The 17,248-nt window shown below is 56.1% G+C and carries 22 protein-coding genes; 18 read left to right on the plus strand and 4 right to left on the minus strand.

All coding sequences use genetic code 11. The features are described from left to right. Window positions 1-68 precede the first annotated feature (68 nt). Window positions 69-1,247 (minus strand): DesA family fatty acid desaturase, encoded by a 1,179-nt coding sequence (locus ACJO5Y_RS19260; RefSeq protein WP_406989464.1) that lies wholly within the window; start codon window positions 1,245-1,247, stop codon window positions 69-71. A gap of 176 nt (window positions 1,248-1,423) precedes the next feature. Here ACJO5Y_RS19260 and mutM point away from each other — a divergent pair, with 176 nt between their 5' ends. From mutM to ACJO5Y_RS19290, 6 genes are all read left to right on the plus strand, one after another. Then, a complete protein-coding gene (gene mutM, locus ACJO5Y_RS19265) occupies window positions 1,424-2,236 on the plus strand; it encodes a bifunctional DNA-formamidopyrimidine glycosylase/DNA-(apurinic or apyrimidinic site) lyase (protein WP_406989465.1) in 813 nt (270 codons plus the stop codon). A 189-nt stretch (window positions 2,237-2,425) separates the two neighbouring features. After that, on the plus strand, window positions 2,426-2,758 hold the full coding sequence (locus tag ACJO5Y_RS19270; protein ID WP_406989466.1) for a hypothetical protein: 333 nt from the start codon (window positions 2,426-2,428) through the stop codon (window positions 2,756-2,758). 77 nt (window positions 2,759-2,835) lie between these two features. Next, window positions 2,836-3,525 carry a GMP/IMP nucleotidase gene (yrfG, locus tag ACJO5Y_RS19275; RefSeq protein WP_406989467.1) on the plus strand — a complete coding sequence of 230 codons (690 nt, stop codon included), beginning with the start codon at window positions 2,836-2,838 and terminating at the stop codon, window positions 3,523-3,525. 41 nt (window positions 3,526-3,566) lie between these two features. Further along, window positions 3,567-3,974, plus strand: a complete 408-nt coding sequence (gene hslR, locus ACJO5Y_RS19280; protein ID WP_406989468.1) for a ribosome-associated heat shock protein Hsp15 — start codon at window positions 3,567-3,569, stop codon at window positions 3,972-3,974. A gap of 84 nt (window positions 3,975-4,058) precedes the next feature. Beyond that, complete coding sequence (gene hslO / locus ACJO5Y_RS19285) at window positions 4,059-4,913, plus strand: Hsp33 family molecular chaperone HslO (RefSeq protein ID WP_406989469.1); 855 nt, start codon at window positions 4,059-4,061, stop codon at window positions 4,911-4,913. 173 nt (window positions 4,914-5,086) lie between these two features. Next, on the plus strand, window positions 5,087-6,619 hold the full coding sequence (locus ACJO5Y_RS19290) for a phosphoenolpyruvate carboxykinase (protein WP_406989470.1): 1,533 nt from the start codon (window positions 5,087-5,089) through the stop codon (window positions 6,617-6,619). Between the two features lie 207 nt (window positions 6,620-6,826). Here ACJO5Y_RS19290 and ACJO5Y_RS19295 read toward each other — a convergent pair whose 3' ends face one another. Next, window positions 6,827-7,552 (minus strand): winged helix-turn-helix transcriptional regulator, encoded by a 726-nt coding sequence (locus tag ACJO5Y_RS19295; RefSeq protein ID WP_406989471.1) that lies wholly within the window; start codon window positions 7,550-7,552, stop codon window positions 6,827-6,829. 161 nt (window positions 7,553-7,713) lie between these two features. Here ACJO5Y_RS19295 and ACJO5Y_RS19300 point away from each other — a divergent pair, with 161 nt between their 5' ends. The 9 genes from ACJO5Y_RS19300 (at window position 7,714) to ACJO5Y_RS19340 (ending at window position 14,045) form a co-directional block, all read left to right on the plus strand. Further along, on the plus strand, window positions 7,714-8,844 hold the full coding sequence (locus ACJO5Y_RS19300) for an acyl-CoA dehydrogenase family protein (RefSeq protein ID WP_406989472.1): 1,131 nt from the start codon (window positions 7,714-7,716) through the stop codon (window positions 8,842-8,844). Window positions 8,845-8,873: 29 nt separating this feature from the next. Continuing rightward, window positions 8,874-9,677, plus strand: coding sequence for an alpha/beta fold hydrolase (locus ACJO5Y_RS19305; RefSeq protein WP_406989473.1), 804 nt, complete (start codon window positions 8,874-8,876; stop codon window positions 9,675-9,677). A 114-nt stretch (window positions 9,678-9,791) separates the two neighbouring features. Then, window positions 9,792-10,232 (plus strand): HIT family protein, encoded by a 441-nt coding sequence (locus tag ACJO5Y_RS19310; protein ID WP_406989474.1) that lies wholly within the window; start codon window positions 9,792-9,794, stop codon window positions 10,230-10,232. 83 nt (window positions 10,233-10,315) lie between these two features. Then, a complete protein-coding gene (locus tag ACJO5Y_RS19315) occupies window positions 10,316-11,104 on the plus strand; it encodes a DUF2071 domain-containing protein (RefSeq protein ID WP_406989475.1) in 789 nt (262 codons plus the stop codon). 130 nt (window positions 11,105-11,234) lie between these two features. Beyond that, a complete protein-coding gene (locus ACJO5Y_RS19320; RefSeq protein WP_406989476.1) occupies window positions 11,235-11,465 on the plus strand; it encodes a DUF6429 family protein in 231 nt (76 codons plus the stop codon). A 117-nt stretch (window positions 11,466-11,582) separates the two neighbouring features. Then, window positions 11,583-12,125: a DinB family protein gene (locus ACJO5Y_RS19325; protein ID WP_406989477.1), complete on the plus strand. Its 543-nt coding sequence runs from the start codon at window positions 11,583-11,585 to the stop codon at window positions 12,123-12,125. 124 nt (window positions 12,126-12,249) lie between these two features. Beyond that, a complete protein-coding gene (locus tag ACJO5Y_RS19330) occupies window positions 12,250-12,672 on the plus strand; it encodes a GFA family protein (RefSeq protein WP_406989478.1) in 423 nt (140 codons plus the stop codon). Between the two features lie 177 nt (window positions 12,673-12,849). After that, window positions 12,850-13,260, plus strand: a complete 411-nt coding sequence (locus ACJO5Y_RS19335) for a VOC family protein (RefSeq protein ID WP_406989479.1) — start codon at window positions 12,850-12,852, stop codon at window positions 13,258-13,260. Between the two features lie 68 nt (window positions 13,261-13,328). Then, a complete protein-coding gene (locus ACJO5Y_RS19340) occupies window positions 13,329-14,045 on the plus strand; it encodes a hypothetical protein (RefSeq protein WP_406989480.1) in 717 nt (238 codons plus the stop codon). A gap of 158 nt (window positions 14,046-14,203) precedes the next feature. On the opposite strand, the gene ACJO5Y_RS19345 is transcribed toward ACJO5Y_RS19340, so the two are convergent. Beyond that, entirely contained in the window at window positions 14,204-14,518 is a 315-nt protein-coding gene (locus ACJO5Y_RS19345; protein ID WP_406989481.1) for a hypothetical protein, read from the minus strand. 2 nt (window positions 14,519-14,520) lie between these two features. Next, entirely contained in the window at window positions 14,521-14,757 is a 237-nt protein-coding gene (locus ACJO5Y_RS19350; protein ID WP_406989482.1) for an addiction module protein, read from the minus strand. 548 nt (window positions 14,758-15,305) lie between these two features. On the opposite strand from ACJO5Y_RS19350, the gene ACJO5Y_RS19355 reads away from it, so the two are divergent. Genes ACJO5Y_RS19355 through bla form a run of 3 tightly spaced genes read left to right on the plus strand, consistent with a single transcriptional unit; the run spans window position 15,306 to window position 17,194 of the window. Beyond that, window positions 15,306-15,980 (plus strand): DUF899 domain-containing protein, encoded by a 675-nt coding sequence (locus ACJO5Y_RS19355; RefSeq protein ID WP_406989483.1) that lies wholly within the window; start codon window positions 15,306-15,308, stop codon window positions 15,978-15,980. Window positions 15,981-15,995: 15 nt separating this feature from the next. After that, window positions 15,996-16,328 (plus strand): YnfA family protein, encoded by a 333-nt coding sequence (locus tag ACJO5Y_RS19360; RefSeq protein ID WP_406989484.1) that lies wholly within the window; start codon window positions 15,996-15,998, stop codon window positions 16,326-16,328. Between the two features lie 14 nt (window positions 16,329-16,342). Next, entirely contained in the window at window positions 16,343-17,194 is an 852-nt protein-coding gene (bla, locus tag ACJO5Y_RS19365) for a class A beta-lactamase (RefSeq protein WP_406989485.1), read from the plus strand. The last annotated feature ends 54 nt before the right edge of the window (window positions 17,195-17,248 follow it).

Here is a 17,248-nt window from a genome sequence, read left to right on the forward strand (position 1 = left end):
CCCACCCCGAGACCAGCCCCACCCTTTTGCAGGCTACAATGGCCAGCCTGCAAAAGGGCAGAAAGACATTAAGCTGAAGGCCTGAGAGAGTATGCCCGAAGGTGCGCCGCAAACTCTTCCAGATAGCGAATACCACTGGCCTCCGCCTTCTTGCACCAGTCCGCCAGCGCCTGCATCTTCTCCTGGGGCTTCACCCCGCGCTTACGCCACAGCGCCTGCAGCTCATTACTCATCTCATAAATCTTCCGCAACGCCGCGTTACGCTCCAGCACCGTCTCCAGATGCTCCTGCTCCTTCGGCTTGATCAGCGACACCTCGCGGGACAGCAACTGCTTCAGCTTGCGGTAACGGGGACGAATCTCGTCATCCATCAGCGCCTTCTGCTGACGCAGCACCGGCTCCATAACGCGTTTGCGGTACTGGCGCATGATATCGAAGCGGTTGTTGGCAATGGCCTGAACGGTTTCTACGTCCACTTCCTGCTTGCCCGGCACATAATGGGCAATCGGCTTAAAGCCCTTCGGCTTGGCCAGACCAAACAGCTGGAACAGGCGAATGTAACCCCAGCCAATATCCACTTCGAACCAGCGGCGGGACAGCTTGGAAGAATTCGGATAGGTGTGGTGATTGTTGTGCAGCTCTTCACCACCGATCAGGATACCCAGCGGTGAAATGTTGCGGGCATTGTCCGCACACTCAAAATTACGGTACCCGAACCAGTGGCCGATGCCGTTGACAACGCCCGCCGCCCAGACCGGAATCCACATCATCTGAACCGCCCAGATCCAGATACCGTGAACACCGAACAGCATCAGGTCGATCACCGCCATCAGAGCGACACCCAGCATCTTGTAGCGGCTGTAGACGTTGCGCTCAACCCAATCTTCCGGGGTGCGCTGACCATAACGCTCCAGGGTTTCCGGCGTGGCGGATTCAGCATAGAGCTCAGCGCCCTCGAACAGAACCTTGCGGATACCCAGAACAACCGGGCTGTGGGGGTCTTCCTCGGTTTCGCACTTGGCGTGGTGCTTACGATGGATGGCGGTCCATTCCTTGGTGTTCTGACCCGTGCTCAGCCACAGCCAGAAACGGAAGAAATGTTTCAATACCGGATGCAGATCCAGCGAATTGTGAGCCGAATGGCGATGCAGGTAGAGCGTTACACTTACGATGGTGACGTGGGTCATGCCCAATGCAACCAGGACCAGCTGCATCACCGAAAGGTCAAGGAGACCGTTAAACCACATATTCAATCCTCAATCATAATCGTGGCTCCACCGGCATGAAAACCGGCAAACCGTATTGGGCACTTTAGCGTACAGTTGTAAGCTCCAACAACTGCATTTGGACGAAAATTTGTTACTGATTACACTTAACGGGTTTCAAACCGTTCGTGCATCCCCCAGAGACCGGAGACCCCCGCTTGCCAGAATTACCGGAAGTCGAAACCACGCGCCGTGGTATAGCACCCCACTGTGAAGGACGCACCATCCGACGGGTAACCATCCGCAACCGCAGCCTGCGCTGGCCGATTCCCCGGGAGCTGGACGACCACCTGACCGGCGCCACCATCCACAGCGTCGAGCGACGGGCAAAATACCTGTTACTGAAGGTGGATCAGGGCAGCGCCATTGTACACCTGGGCATGTCCGGCAGTCTGCGGGTGATCACCGACGATGCCCCATTACTGCCCCATGATCATGTCGAGCTGGAGCTGGACAGCGGCATCCGCCTGAGGTTCAACGACCCGCGGCGCTTTGGCTGCTGGCTGTGGTCGGACACCCCCGATCAGCACCCGCTGCTGGCCAGCCTTGGCCCCGAACCCCTGGCGCCGGAATTCACCGGGGCGCTGCTGTTCCGCCTGTCACGGGGCAAACAGACGCCGGTAAAATCCTTCATCATGGATAACCATGTAGTGGTGGGCGTGGGCAACATCTACGCCAACGAAGCCCTGTTCAAGGCCGGCATACACCCCAAACGCAAGGCCGGGCGCATCAGTCTGGACCGCTACAACCGCCTGGTGGACGCCATCCGCGAAACCCTCAGCGCGGCCATCCTGATGGGCGGCACCACCCTGCGGGACTTCGTCAACAGTGAAGGCAAGCCCGGATACTTCGCACAATCGCTGCTGGTTTACGGTCGTGCGGCCCTGCCGTGCGAGGAATGCGGTACGCCGCTGAAGGAAATCCGCATGAACCAGCGCTCCACGGTGTACTGTGGCCGCTGCCAGCGCTGATGCACTCTGAAACAGAAAAATCGTTTGAAAATGCGCAAATATGATTCATAGTTAACAGAGTATCCACATTTGTAGGCTACAATTGTTGTTCATGCGTTCACAGCCTGCGGCCCGGCGACCAACAAAAAGCCAATACGGACTGGCCGACACCAACTGGAAAGACAGGCAAGATTTCAGGAGACACAAGAAATGACCGGTACAATTTCCCGCATAGCGATGACAACCCTGGCAGTTTGCCTGCTGACCTTTTCTTCCCTTGGCCACGCCCGGGCTGTTGATGAAAAGCCCTCCGCCCTCGCCATGACCGGTGACGCGATCTTCGTTCGCCCGGCCCTGCTGGCCACCACCATTATTGGCAGCGCGGTTTACCTGGTGTCCCTGCCGTTCTCGGCCCTGGGCGGGAACGCCGGCGAAGCGGGCGAAGTCCTGGTGGTAGGTCCTGCGAAAGCCACGTTTGTGCGCTGCCTGGGCTGCAGCCGCACCGGCCGCAAGGCTGAAACGGTCGAACAGGAAGACAACTGATCCGTAGTATCCCGGCTTGCCAAAACCCGGCGGATTCGGCAGCCTGAAGTGACACTCACTTCAGGCTGTTTTCGTTTATGGTGAACTGGTCTTCCCTCAACACCGTGTTCCTGGATATGGATGGAACACTGCTGGACCTGCATTTCGACAACCATTTCTGGCTGGAACACCTGCCCGCGCGCTACGCCGAGCACTACAACCTGAGCCCGGAAGAAGCCCGCGACACCGTGGTTCCGATGATCATGGCCGAGCGCGGATCGCTGCAGTGGTACTGCACCGATTACTGGAGCGAACGCCTGAAGCTGGACATTACCGGCCTCAAGGCCGAGGTGGGCGATCGCATTGGCTACCGCCCCTTCGTCACCGATTTTCTCGACGCAATCCGCCAGGCAGGGTTGCGCTCGGTGATCGTCACCAATTGCCACCCCGATCCGCTGGCACTGAAACTTAGCCACACTCAACTGGAGCAACGGGTGGACGGCATCATCTCCAGCCACGACCTGGGCAAACCCAAGGAAGACCCCGAATTCTGGCGCGACCTTGCCCAACGGGAGCCCTACCAGCCCGAAAGCACCCTGATGGTGGATGACAGCTTCCCGGTACTGGAAAGCGCCCGGGCCGCCGGTATCGGCCAGTGCCTGGCCATCCTGGCGCCTGACAGCCGTCAGCAAGCGCGGGAAAAACACCCGGAAATCCCCTCTATTCATCACTTCAGCGAAGTGCTGCCAGCGCTGCGTGAACGACAGCCCCTGCCATCGGGCGAATGAGCCGGTTATAATATGACCATACGCTCATCAGGTGAGGAGACATGACGGCGACAAACACCGACGATCACCGTGTCCGGCTCGACAAGTGGTTATGGGCCGCACGCTTCTACAAAACCCGCTCGCTGGCCAAGGAAGCAATCGAGGGTGGCAAAGTCCACTACAACAGCCAGCGCTGCAAACCCGGAAAACTCGTGGAAACCGGCGCCAAGCTGACCGTGAGGCTGGGCTGGCAGGAACGCATCGTCATCATTGATGACATCAGCGACCGCCGCCGGGGTGCGCCCGAAGCCCAGAAGCTGTACCACGAAACCGATGACAGCGTGAAACGTCGTGAGGAACTGGCCTGGCAACGCAAGACCATGCAGGCAGCCCAACTTCCCCCGGCGCGGCGACCCTCCAAGAAAGATCGCCGTGATATCCAGCGTTTCCGGGAACAGAACGGCATCTGAACCGCCGTTCCGGCCAGGAACACCACAACCCTGTTTTTCCATTGCCCGTTTACTACACTATTTTTTTCAGGAGACATCATCACCATGGCATCCCGGGACCAGTTCCAGCGATTTATTTTCGAGCACAGCCAGGTCCGTGGTGCCTGGGTGCAACTCGGTGACAGCTACCGGGAAATCGTTAGCCAGGCCCCCTACCCCGACACCGTGCGCCAGCTGCTGGGAGAGTCCCTGGTGGCCAGCGTACTGATGAGCAGCACCCTGAAATTTGAAGGTACCCTGTCGCTGCAGGCCCAGGGCGAAGGCCCGCTGCGCACCCTGATGGCCGAGTGCAGCCACGACCGCAAGATCCGCGGCCTGGCTCGCTTCGACGAACACGCCGTAATGGAGGATGCCTTCCACGACCTGCTGGGGCAGGGCCGAATGGCCATTACCATCACCCCGGACCAGGGCCAGCGTTACCAGGGCGTGGTACCCCGGGAAGCGGATACCCTGGCGGGCTGCCTGGAAGATTATTTCCAACGCTCGGAACAACTGGCCACCAGCCTGTTCCTGTTTGCCGACGAGGAGCGTTGTGCCGGCCTGCTGCTGCAGCGCCTGCCGGGAGCCAGCGATCACGATGACGATCTGTGGGACCGGATCAACCACCTGGCCCGCACCGTGGAAGCGGAAGAACTGCTGGAACTGGACAGCGAAACCCTGCTGCATCGCCTGTTCCACGAAGAAACCGTGCGCGTGTTCGACGCCGAACCGGTCACCTTCCACTGCAGCTGTTCACGGGAACGCACCCTTGGCGCCCTGGAAGGTATTGGCCAGGAAGAGTGCTACAGTATCCTCGAAGAACAGGGCAGCATCGAAATGGATTGCCAGTTCTGTCATGCTCACTATCGCTTCGATAGAAATGATATTGATCATCTTTTCACCGGCCATACGTTACACTGAGGCCGTGATTTATTAGCCCCGACGCCAGTATTGACGCGGCTTTCGGGGCAGTCGTTTTTTACCGGCGTCTCTGGCATAATAGCGCGCCTGAATTGACCCGATTGCTCAGAATTCCGTCAATTTTCACCGCACGGTCTGGGCAATCATGAAGACATCCCGAGGGCGAGGTCGAAGTGAGCAACACTTATAATGATCTGAGTTCAGCACGACTGGTCGAGCTGGCACTGGAAAGACGCGAAGGCCAACTGGCCTCCAACGGTTCACTGGTCGTCCGCACCGGCGAACGCACCGGCCGTTCCCCGATGGACCGCTTTATCGTCGAGGAGCCCAGCACGGTTGACGATATCCAGTGGGGTCCGATCAACCGTCCATTCGACGCTGACAAGTTCGATGCCCTATGGGATCGTGTTGAAGCTTACATCGCGGAAAAAGACCGCTTTGTCTCCAACGTACACGTCGGCTCCGACCCCGAACATTACCTGCCGGTGAAAATGACCACCGAAACCGCCTGGCAGAACCTGTTCGGCCGCAACCTGTTCATCCGCCCGGACAGCTATAACCAGGCCGACAAGCAGGAATGGCAGATCCTCAACGCCGCCAACTTCCAGTGCGTGCCCGAGCGTGACGGTACCAACAGCGATGGCTGCGTGATCATCAACTTCGCCAAGCGCAAGGTACTGCTGGCCGGCATGCACTACGCTGGTGAGATGAAAAAGGCGATGTTCTCGGTACAGAACTTCCTGCTGCCCGAAAAAGACGTACTGCCGATGCACTGCTCCGCCAACGTCGGCGAAGACGGTGAGACCTGCCTGTTCTTCGGCCTGTCCGGCACCGGCAAGACCACCCTGTCCGCCGATCCCGATCGTTTCCTGATCGGTGACGACGAGCACGGCTGGGGTCCGGGTACTGTCTTCAACATCGAAGGCGGCTGCTACGCCAAGTGCATCGACCTGAGCCAGAAGAACGAGCCGATCATCTGGGACGCCATCCGCTTCGGCGCCATCGTCGAAAACGTGATGATCGACCCGGAAACCCGCGAGCCGGACTACACCGACGTCTCCCTCACCGAAAACTCACGCTGCGCCTACCCACTGGAGCACGTTGAGAAGCGCGTACTTGAGAACCGCGCCGGCGAGCCGTCCCACATCGTCTTCCTGACCTGCGACATGACCGGCGTACTGCCGCCCGTGTCCGTCCTCAGCAAGGAAGCCGCGGCCTACCACTTCCTGAGTGGCTACACCGCGCTGGTGGGGTCCACTGAAATGGGCTCTTCCTCCAAGCTGAAGTCCACCTTCTCCACCTGCTTCGGCGCACCGTTCTTCCCGCGCCCGGCCGGCGTTTACGCCGAACTGCTGATGAAACGCATGGACGAATTCGGCAGCAAGGTCTTCCTGGTCAACACCGGCTGGACCGGTGGCTCCTACGGTGTCGGCAAACGCTTCAGCATCCCGACTACCCGTGCCATCATCAGCGCCATCCAGAACGGCGACCTGGACGACACGCAGACCGAACACCTGCCCACACTGAACCTGAGTGTGCCGGTGAACGTGCCCGGTGTAGACAGCAACCTGCTGAACCCGCGCAACACCTGGGCCAGCGAAGCAGACTATGACGCCAAGGCCGCCGAACTGATCGGCCAGTTCGTCGAGAACTTCAAGAAGTTCGACGTTTCTGATGCGATTGTGGAGGCCGGGCCGAAGCTGTAAGCCCGCCTTTACCGAAAAAGCGCCCTGCTCTTTGAGCACGGCGCTTTTTTTAGTTCATCGTGCTTTACCGGGAAACGCAGCTTTTATCTTGAGGGAAAGGTGGTTTGTCGAATTTCCGGTCAGCTGTTCGTCTATATTGTGAAGGCGGGCAACCGGCTGATGAACGGTTGCCGTCATGAGCACACTGAGGTTTAAACAAGGAGCTGACTACGTCCCCGCCCGGGCTGAACCATCATAGGGTCCCGAGTGGTCGGGATTAATGGCCGGTTTCACATCCGAAAACACGTTCAACAGGAACCAGTCCGGCAGGCTTTCCTTCAGGGCGGTATCGCCGGCGAGCCTGATAGCGTGCGACTTGAGTGCCTCATGCAGGGATCGGTGTCCCATCCATACGCCCGTCATGATGTTCAGAGAGCTGCGTATGAGCAGGTCGATGTCATAGCCCGGATCCTTGAGGCAGACGTCGACTTCGCCGCTCTCCACCACCAACCACCAGAAGCGCGTCTCAGGCGGGCAGTCGTTGAACTCGAAACGCATGACGGTGCGTCCGGCGGGAAGGTGCCCTGTATCCAGCCGGCGGTGGATATCCCACATCAGTAACGTGGGATCCAGATCGTCCCAGGCTAGATTCGAGCGCGCCCAGCGCTGGCCCCATATCCCCATTTCGGTAATCACGCTCCGCAGCTCTTCGCCAGCATCGGTCACGCAATAGACGACCCCCCTCCCCGTGCAATCTCGCCGTACGATGCCCCGATGCTCCAGGGTCTTGAGGCGGTTGGATAACAAGGTCGGCGAGATCAACGTCACGCCGTTGCGCAGCTCGTTGAAGCTCTGCGGATGACAGAGAAGCTCCCGGATGATCAGAGGCGTCCAACGCTCGCCCAGAATTTCCGCCGCTTTGGCGACGGGGCAGAACTGACCGTAACTTTGCATCGCTCATCTCCCGCCTCAAAATTATGTGAGGAGTAACATTATTCGAGGTACACATATTGTACTAGTTCCCCTTCTTTTGTGGTGAAAAACTGATCACATCAAATGTCGACAGCGGCGTTTGAGAGCAGAAGAAACCACAACAGGATTAGGAGGTTACAGAAATGGAACAACTCAAGGCAGAAGCCATGCACCTGGCCAACTGGAAGGACACCGCGGCCGCACTGGCCGAGCGATTCGGCGAGTCAGCGAGCGATTACGATCGTAGTGGCGAGTTTGTATTTACCAATTACGAAGCGCTGCGCGAAGCCCGTTTCTTCTCCATGGCTGTGCCGGCGGAGCTCGGTGGCGGAGGTGCCAGCCACGAAGAGGTTTGCGACAGCATTCGATTGATCGCCCGGGGCTGCGGATCTACAGCGCTGGCCTATGCCATGCATTCGCACCCGGTGGGCCTGAATGTATTCAAGTACAAGCGTGGCGACGCGAAAGCTGAGCAGACGTTGCGCCGTATTGCTGAAAAGGAACTGGTTATTGCCGGCACCGGTGCCAATGACTGGCTGGAATCCAGCGGCCACGCAGAGAAAGTAGAGGGCGGCTACCGCGTCACGGCCACCAAGCATTTCGTCAGTGGCGCACCCGGAGCCAACGTGCTGGTCACCAGCTCTGTGACCGAGGGTGACCAGGGGCCCGAGATTATTCACTTTTCGATCCCGTTCAACTCGGAAGGCATTCGCATCGAGAACAACTGGGACACGTTGGGTATGCGGGCGACAGGTTCCAACGACGTGACTCTGGAGAACGTTTTCGTGCCGGATGCCGCGATAGTTGCGCGCCGGCCCCGGGGCGTCTGGCATCCGGTATGGGATGCTATCCTGCCGATTGCCATGCCTATTATTGTTGCTGCTTACACGGGACTCGCGGAGCAAGCCTATGGGCTGATCGTTGACCAGGCACAGAAAGCCGCCGGTCAGGAAGCACTTGTGGGCGAGGCGACCAACGCGCTCACCAATGCGCAGATCGCGCTCAACGACATGATCCGGCTATGCGACAACTACCAGTTCCAGCCCGACAAGGGGCTGACCAACAGCATTCTTGTGCGTAAGACGTTGGCAACCAAGTCGGTACAGCAGGTGATCGAACTGGGTGCGGCACTGATCGGCGGGCCGGGCTTCTTTAAGGGGCATGTCATGGAACGGCTGATCCGCGATAGCCGGGCCATGCATTTCCACCCATTGCCGGAACGGCGCCAGGTGGCTTTCACCGGGCAATACGTCACTGAACACGCCAACCTGTGAAACATTAAACACATTCGGGGGGAGGCAAAATGCCAACGCTACAACCATTCGTTCGCGAAGCCGGTTCTGGACCGGGTGTGGTCTGCGTTCATTCCAACGCCAGCAGTTCCTCCCAGTGGCGCGGCCTCATTGAGTTGCTGGGGGCAACCCATCACGTCTTCGCGCCGGACTCCTACGGTTCCGGAAAGAGTCCGGACTGGCCCTCGGACCGGGAAATCGCCTTACGGAATGAGGTGGAGCTCCTTGAGCCCGTAATGGCACAAGCTGGCTCACCTCTTACCCTCGTCGGGCACTCCTACGGTGCAGCGGTTGCCCTGGTGGCAGCCCTTGCCGATCCCGGCCGCATTCGGGCGCTCGCGCTCTACGAACCCACCCTTTTCGCCGTCGTCGATGCCCAGGAGCCGCCACCAAATGGTGCAGATGGCATTCGCGGCGCAGTAGCGGCGGCCAGCGCTGCCCTTGACGCAGGAGACCGTGATGGCGCGGCTGAACACTTCATCGATTACTGGATGGGGACGGGCAGCTGGCGGGCAACACCACCACAGCGAAAACCTGCCATCTCCGAGTCGACCGTCAACATCCGCCGCTGGGCACACGCATTGCTCACCGAATCCACGCCCGTGGAAGCGTTTGCAGCGCTAAACGTCCCCGTTCTGTACATGTTGGGCGAGCTGTCGCCGGAATCTGCCCACGCCGTCGCCCGTATCCTGATCCCCGTGCTCCCGCTGGTCCGCGTGGTGGAACTTCCCGGCCTCGGCCACATGGGACCGATCACCCATCCGGAGGTCGTGAATGCGGAGATTGCAAGGTTCCTGGCCGAGGTAGAAGCCTGATGCAGGTGTGGGGCATGCTTGACGCTCGTGAGCGAATAATCGTAATAATGAAGTGGTCAGTTTTCCGCAATATCGAAGCGTTCTATCTAATTGCTGTTGTACGAGTAGCTACTAATGAACTTTGAGATTGGACGATCAGAAGATTTTGTAGTTGAGCACTGTTATTCCTGTGCTGTGCCCGGCTATTTGATCGTCTCTCCATTGGCAGCAGTCGAATCGCTGGATGCTCTGCCGAGGCAATCGGTCGAGAATCTTGGCCCTCTGTTGGCCAATGTCACCTCGCTGGTGAAAGAAACAGTGAATCCCTTGCGCATCTACTGCGCTCAATTTGGGGAGGAGCAGTCTCAACTTCATTTTCACATTTTTCCCAGGGGAGCAGCCCTTACGGAGGAGTACCTAGAGGCATTTCCTCATCATACTTCACAAATTAGGGGCCCTATTGTTTTGGATTGGGCCAGGGACCGCTATCGTTGTACCCAGGAAGCGGTGTTTGAGACGGTTGCGGGTGTCATTGGCCAGCTACGGGAGTCTTGGGCCGTACAACAAATCGCATAAGTACGTTCCCGGCCTGACGGTCGTCCACCGGACGTCCCTAACGGGCCGCTGCTTAGCTTTGCGTTAAATTTCAGGAAATTACTTTGCAGGAAGCCAGAAAATTCGAAGATTGCGTGACGAAGAGGCCAAAGCCCAAAGGCATCGACGTTCTATGCGGCTTAAAGCACTTCGCAATAATTACGTATGCTGTCCCTGCCGACAGGTTTAGTGGCGTTTTTCCAGATAGGTTCCAGTTAGACACTATTCAGGTTGATGGACAAACGCTGGGACTGATCTCGGTCGTGCCATTCGTGGATGTTGATTTTACTTCGGCGGTTTTACCGTTCCCAAAATTCACGATGGGCCAAACCAATTATCGCATATACATTATAGATAAGAAGACAGGTGAACGATGCGTTTGGTTTCTTGGTACCACACTGGATTCATGGGCTCTTTTAGTACCAAGATACCTGTGGAATCTGCCCTGGCATGCCGGAAAGGTTAGATTCGATTGCAGACTCAACAAATCCACTGGCTTGTATGAAAAATATGAGATGACCACAGAGTCAGAATGGGCGGAAGCGGCTGTTGAACTGAGCCAATCAGAAGAAGACACTTTCGATTTCCCTGGATTTCCTGATTCAGAGTCCGCTCTTGTTTACCTGACTCACCCCCTTGCTGGCTTTTATTATCGTAGGGATGGCAAGCTCGGTACTTATAGGGTTTGGCACAAGGAGCTGCAGGTAAAACCAGCGACTCTGAAACCAGCAAAGTTTCGGCTTCTATCCAATCTTGGAATTGTTTCGGAGTCAGAACAGCGCACCCCATATAGCGTGCTTATCGAGCCTTTGAATGAATTCACCATTTATTTGCCGCCAACTGTGATTGGCTGAATATTTAACAAGGCGGAGCAGTTCGCGCACCTCCCCCACATCAGCGCACGCATCGAAAGAGTCATGGCTGAAAGCCAATAGGTTTTCTAAACTAGATGCGGGGGTTGGTCATAAGTGAGGATCAGAGACTGTGGAGATCGATGAGAACAAGGTCGACGAGACAATTTTGGCTCTTCTCTATCTGACGTTGCACGATGGTGCCCGGGCATGGAAGTCTTTTGACTGGGAGTCGATGAATAGACTTCACGAAAAGGGGCTCATCACTGATCCCGTCAACAAAGCGAAGTCAGTCGTTTTGACAGAAGAGGGGCTTTTGGAATCTGAGCGACTTTTCAGGCAACTTTTTTCTAAGAAGCAGTAAGTATTGGCGGGCATGCGTTTTTGGGAAATACCATTCCGGGCCTTCGACCCTGCACCGGACGCCATTTACTACGCAAAGGCCGCTGACTTTTGGTGTTATAAATGAGAAGGAACTCTAATGAGCCAGAAAAATCACTTTGAATTGCTAGCCGCCTACAATCAGTGGATGAACTCGAAGGTTTATGAGGCTGCGGGACAGCTCTCTGCAACCGATCTGGCCAAAGACCGTGGGGCCTTTTTTGGCTCCATCCTGGGCACTCTGAATCACATCCTCGTTGGTGACACCCTCTGGCTCAAACGGTTTGCTACCCATCCGTCCTGCCTGAACTCGTTGCGGGAGGTCGCGGATCTCCAAAATCCGACAAGCCTGAATCAAATACTCTTTGACGATCTTGGTCGCTTATCTGACCAGCGCATCTGGTTGGATCGCCAGATTATTAACTGGATAGCCGAGCTATCCGAAGGCGATCTGGATTTCGTTCTCAGCTACCACGACATCAAAGGGATTCCTGCCAGAAAACGGTATTCGAGCCTGGTTCTTCATTTTTTTAATCATCAAACGCACCATCGAGGGCAGGTTTCTACTTTGCTATCACAGGCGGGAGTGGATATAGGAGTTACTGACCTGTTGGCTCAGATTCCGGAGGAAACTGATGTATGACCAGGCCAGTCACACCCAAGGGTAAGCATGTCCAACTGGAGCCCTTGAAACATTCACATCGCAATGGGAAATATTGCCGTCAGCAAGCGCCTCGCTTTTAACAACTGATATTGCAGGAGGAAACATGGGCTCTAAAATCAAACACCATGGTACTTGTCTCTGTGGCGCGGTTCGGGTCACAGCTGAAACAAAGGGTAACACCATTGGCGCCTGTCATTGTTCCATGTGCCGAACATGGGGTGGTGGTCCGCTGTTTGCCGCCGAGTGTGGAAGTGAAGTGGATTTTGAGGGCGCCGAACATATATCCACCTTCAGTTCTTCGGAATGGGCCGAGCGGGGGTTTTGCCAGAAATGCGGTACTCATCTTTTTTACCGCCTAAAACAGGAAGCGCACTACGCGATCCCTGTCGGACTCTTTGACGAGGACGACCAGTGGAAATTCTCTGAGCAAATATTTATTGATCAAAAGCCTGCTTTCTACTCATTTACACAAAGTACCAGGGATCTTACCGGCGAAGAGGTTTTTGCCCTGTATTCCGGGAAATAAGGCAAGCGACTGGCAGCGCACCCTGGCAGAAGGTTTACCGGCAGGTCCGTGTGGTGAGTACAATTGAAGAACAGGCACCCCAGGAAGTCCTGCAACTCGGCCGGGCGATGGGCTAGGCTATTGTTTTATCGTTTTTTGGCAAAGCGCTGATTAACACTGGAGAGACAGGGAGGAACCATGAAACCACGGATCAGTATGATCACCTTGGGTGTGGATGATCTGCCGCGTTCGATCAAATTCTACGAGCAGGGCTTGGGCCTTCCTAGAATGGATTCTCCACCAGAGGTGGCATTTTTTACCCTGAACGGTACCTGGCTCGGCCTGTACGGGCGTGGAGCCCTGGCGAAAGACGCGCTGGTGTCGGGGCCTTCAGAAGGGTTTGCGGGGTTCAGTCTGGCGCACAATGTGAGCTCTGAGCACGAGGTAGACCAGGTCATGGCTCAGGCGGTCGCAGCGGGTGCCGTTGTCACCAAGCCTGCCCAAAAAACGGATTGGGGTGGCTACGCCGGTTATTTTTCTGACCCCGATGGTTATCTCTGGGAAATCGCACATAACCCGCTGTTTTGGGTCGGGCCTTCAGATGAGTAGTGGTCCAATATACCCGACCTTTCTGTACACCTCTATTACCCAATAACAACCAATATAAGGGAAAACTTTTGGATCTGGATGAAATAGTTCGACAAGCCGGTGACGAGCGATCTGCACTCGCTCTGAAAGGGTTGCTTCAACGATTCTTAGACCCAGCCTTTGGAGCCTTGCCAAAGTCAGAGATTGAATTGCTCATATTGAATGCTCTGGAAGAAGTAGGGGCAGTTTCATCTGAGCCCGGGGTATATGAGCTCGTATCAAAGCTTCGTGTTACAAGAACAAAAGCCCGTAAATTAATCTACGAGAGAGAGCTGAGAAGGCTTTCAGTGTCGGAACTGGATTCGCGAGTAAAGAATCTTCTCAAGCGCCCAATCATTCAGAAGTCTGGCGACCAATTCATTTTAGAAATTGAAAACCCGCTGATATCTGACCATTTACGATCCAAAGTCCAGTTACTCGGCCACGTTTCAGACGGCTCTTTCTCTCCCAGTATCGTCAAATTGCCCCTGGACGCAGTCGTTGCACTGATCGAGCTGTACATCCCTGAACATGAACGCCAGGCGGTTAAGGAAGCACTCATCGCGGCTGGAGCTCCAGACAAGTCCTTTAAAGGTGTGTTGAAAGCTGTCCTCAAAAAGGTTGCTGGTAAAGTCGCATCAGACACCGGGGAGGCATTGCTGGAAAGCGCATCGGAATATATGTCGCCTATTGTTGATGGAGCTGTCGATGGGCTCACAGAGAAGATTTCAGAAGTTTTTCCTGTTGAAGGTGAGAATGGTGGCTAACACGGCCAGCCTGAACGCTCCAGCGAAGCAGACCAGGACACCAAGGCCGCTGGATGGCTGTTCTGTGCAGCATGATTGAAAGCGCAAATGAGGACGTCACGCGATTACCTGACAGTAACAGGATAGATGGACTAAGCTGTTGTTCTGTCTGGTTGCTGTTAGGGTTTACTGCGCTCCCGCCAATAGCCAGGCTTTCGGGAATGATGAGCAACAGCGATTACGATGGCTTCTTCCGACAATTCAATCGCGACTATATCGTACGGGAAGCGTTCCAGAATCAGTCGTTTTGCATCGGTATCGCCAGCTTCTTCGGGGAGAGGTGATAAGGGGATTAAGTTTTCTTCAATAACGTCGAAGGCAGCGTCGACAGCATCGAAAAACTCGGCTCCGAGTCCAGGTTGCTCATATTCGTACCAAGCTGCGGCCTCTATCGCTTCCTGCGAGGCTTCTTCAAGTATCCTTACTGTTCGCACTTTTACTGGCCTAGCCTCGCTCGCATCTTTGTTCGGAATTCTTTGCGGCTGAGCAGTGTGGCCTTACCGCTTTTGACCTTGGACACACGGCGAACAATTTCATCATTCCAGGCCTGCTCAACAGAGTCGTCACGGGGGCCGTCCAGACTCATTATGAGCTCGCGAGCCAGCGCTGCACGTTCCGACTCGGAGAGAGTCGAAATCTGAGAGCGTAGGTGATTTAATGTTTCGGTGGTCATGGTGTCTCCGCGAGTATCGATACAGTTATGCTATCCCGATTCAAAGGCCCTAACAAGGCAGGTCACGGCGATGGCTACTGCCTCCATTCCGTAGTTGAGCGGCGTTACGCAATCGTCACGATGAAATGGATCGCTATACTGTTGCTGGTTACTCCTGTCATGGCAGTAGCAGAGACTGAGCTGGAGTTTCATCTGTGTTCGCCCTATGTGCAGGAATCAGCGGTAGGGGAACAGACAGAACTTGGCTGGCCGGTTTTCGTCAAGTTGACAGAACCTGGTGCCACGAGTTTTGAGAAGTTCACGGAAGCAAACAACGGTAGAATGAGCCGCATTGTTGTTGGTGGTCGCGAGTTCTTGAGATCGACAATATGGACGCCAATTCCAGGTGGAAACTTACATGGGACATTCCGTTCTCAGGAAGTTGCCACGGCATGGCAGCGAACTCTGGCAGGCAAATTACCGGCAGCTCCGTGCGGTGCAAGGAACTGTCGAATTCGACCTCTCCCGTTCGACTATGAAGTGCACCTCAAACAACAGGAGCTCATATCATGTCGGCTAACAAGACTGCACTTCCAACTATCGGTACGCTCGAAGACTGGCACAAGGCCCGCCAGGCACTCCTCGTCAAGGAAAAGGAACTGACCCGCGCCCAGGATGCACTGTCTGCCGAGCGTCGCAGACTGCCGATGGTCCCTGTCGAGGACCACTTCACCTTCACCGGGCCGGAGGGTGAGGTTTCGCTGGTTGACCTGTTTCAGGGGCGGCGGCAATTGATCGTTTACTGTGCCATGCTGGAGCCCGGCGCAGCGCCCTGCCAGGGTTGTTCAATGGTCATGGACAACATTGGCCACAATATTTCACACGTCAACGCCCGGGACACCACCTTCGTGTTTACGTCACCGGCGCCGCAAAGCGAGATCACTGCTCTGCAGAAGCGGATGGGCTGGGACACGCCATGGTACACGGATCACGGCCGCCGCTTCGCTGACGCATTCGATGCGGGAAAAGGGTTTGCGGTGAACGTGTTCATTCGTGATGATGACAACCGCGTGTACCGCACCTACTTCACCACGGATCGCGGCGGCGAGCTGTTCGACACCAATTTCCGGTTGCTGGACCTGACACCCTATGGTCGTCAGGAAACCTGGGAAGACTCACCCGAGGGCTGGCCGCAGAGCCCGCCGTTCGAGTGTTGGCGTATGCACGACGAATACGATACATAACCAAGGAACTCCGATTTGCCCGAGCTAAAGACTGCCGGCCTGTTTTTCATCACGGCGATTGCTGAAATCGTTGGCTGTTACCTGCCGTACCTCTGGCTGCGCGAAGGCAAGACCATCTGGCTTCTGGTGCCGGGGGCGTTGAGCCTGGCCGCCTTTGCCTGGTTGCTGTCGTTGCACCCGACCGCCGCTGGCCGGGTGTATGCGGCCTACGGCGGCGTCTATATTTTTACCGCGATCCTGTGGTTATGGGCGGTTGACGGCATTCGGCCAACGGTCTGGGATTTCGTGGGCTCATCGGTGGCTATCCTGGGTATGGCGATTATTATGTTTGCGCCACGTAGCACCTGATAGGACCCCGCTGAATGATCACTCTGCGTACTCTTACCCTGCTCTTCATCACTTCCGCCTTTTCCCTCACTCATGCGAGTCCGTTGATTGAAGTCGTGAAAACGGTAGAACAACGCCTGGACGCCCGCGTAGGGGTCACCCTCTACGATTCTGCCACCGGAGAAGCCTGGGACTATCAGGGCGATGCTCGTTTCCCCATGACCAGCACCTTCAAAACCCTGGCCTGCGCAGCGCTGCTGGCGCGGGTGGATGGAGGGACAGAGGACCTCAATCGACGGATCACGTTCAACCAAGACGATCTGGTCACGTACTCCCCAGTGACCGAGACGCGCACTGGGGAGCCTGGTATGACACTGGGGGAGATATGTGAGGCCACTATGGCCACCAGTGACAATACGGCGGCCAATCTTGTACTGAATGCCATCGGCGGACCCGGCGGTGTGACCGGATTTGTTCGCGCTCTGGGAGATGGAATTACGCGGCTGGACCGAACAGAACCCACCCTCAACGAGGCCGCGCCGGGTGATCCGCGAGACACCACAACACCCAATGCGATGGTGGACAACCTCCGCAAACTCGTACTGAGCGATACCCTGGCTAACGATTCCAGAAATAAACTGATTTCCTGGCTCAAGGGTAACCGGGTAAGTGATAACTTACTCCGGTCTGTACTCCCCCGGGACTGGCAAATTGGAGATCGCTCGGGCGCTGGAGGCTATGGGTCACGCTCCATAGCTGCCGTACTTTGGCCACCCAATCGTGAGCCTCTGGTACTTGCCATTTATATCACCGAAACCGAAGCTTCGTTTGATGAGCGCAATAAGGCCATTGCGGAGATTGGACGCGTGGTTGTGAAGCGCTACTGATTTAATCTGGCCCCTGTCGATTTTCACCCACCTCATTCGACAAGGATAGGAGTA

This window comes from Marinobacter alkalisoli (assembly GCF_045449855.1).
Lineage (GTDB): Bacteria > Pseudomonadota > Gammaproteobacteria > Pseudomonadales > Oleiphilaceae > Marinobacter.